This is a genomic window from Psychrobacter sp. A3 (assembly GCF_028823565.1).
GTDB lineage: Bacteria > Pseudomonadota > Gammaproteobacteria > Pseudomonadales > Moraxellaceae > Psychrobacter > Psychrobacter celer.
The window spans coordinates 1-1,012 of the sequence record NZ_JAPEHS010000161.1; the positions used below are offsets into that span (position 1 = coordinate 1).

General features: G+C 48.3%; 1 protein-coding gene. It reads right to left on the bottom strand.

The annotated features are described in order from the left end of the window. Window positions 1-107 precede the first annotated feature (107 nt). Window positions 108-902, bottom strand: coding sequence for an MBL fold metallo-hydrolase (locus NK638_RS12280; protein ID WP_274633232.1), 795 nt, complete (start codon window positions 900-902; stop codon window positions 108-110). Window positions 903-1,012: the final 110 nt, after the last annotated feature.

A 1,012-nucleotide genomic window follows, 5' to 3' on the forward strand; every position in this document is an offset into this window, starting at 1 on the left:
TTTTAATCAATTGGTCCCGCGTTCGAGTCGCGGTCGGCCCACCATATTTGAAAAGCCCCATCACTAACTTAATAGTGACGGGGCTTTTTTTTGCATGCCTGTTACCGCTATCGTTTAGAGTTACGGCGACGCGAAAAGACAGTAAAGTTAGCGTCTTTGCGCCATAGCAGCTTATGTTTGATGGTGTCTTTAATGGTACGCGGATGCTTGGGTGCCTGCGTGATGAGCATATCAAAAGTGGCGTCGTCTATCGCCAGCTCGCGGCCATGCGCCATCATCACCACCGAGGGCTTTAACGCTTTGATTTTTTGCAGCGACTGAATATATAGTTTTGGATCATAAATAGGAAATGGTGCGACAAACTTGTGACGCAGCTTAATGATTAAGTCAGCGGCATATACTTGCCGGCTGGGCAGATGAAATAGCGATAAGTCACGGTCGGTATGTCCAGGTGTCTCAAGCACTTGCCACTCATCAAACTCAGGCACGCGGTCGCCATCTTTTACCATCACATCAGGATGCAGGTGCGCAGGATACCATAGGTTTTTTAGCGGACGGTTTTGGCGATGCGCCACATAATACGCCAGCCCTGTATCAACCAGATGCATCATTTGCCCGCCGATACCTGCATACCATTGCCGTGACTTTTCTGCTGAGACGATACGGCAGCCTGTGGCTTTTTTAAGCGCATTTGCACCGCCTGCGTGATCAGGATGCATGTGTGTCACCATGACTACCTTGAGCTGGCTTATCGGGCGCTGTAGTGTGTCTGTGATGTACGCCAGCACCATCGGCACATCAGCACGGCAGCAGCCGTCAAGCAGCATGATCTTGTCTGGATATACCGCCAAATAAATACTTTGAATATAACCGTCCAATCGCACAATCTTATCTAAGCGCATAAGTCATCCTTGAGTGTTTGCTTAGGGCGTGTCGAACATTCGACCATGGCACTGACAGCGACTATTTTTTAGACGATTCGAGGTTAAAAATAATAAGTTTAGTCACTCTA

Coding starts and splice junctions, on each gene's coding strand:
- NK638_RS12280 (WP_274633232.1), bottom strand. CDS start 902: ATGCGCTTAGATAAGATTGTGCGATTGGACGGTTATATTCAAAGTATT.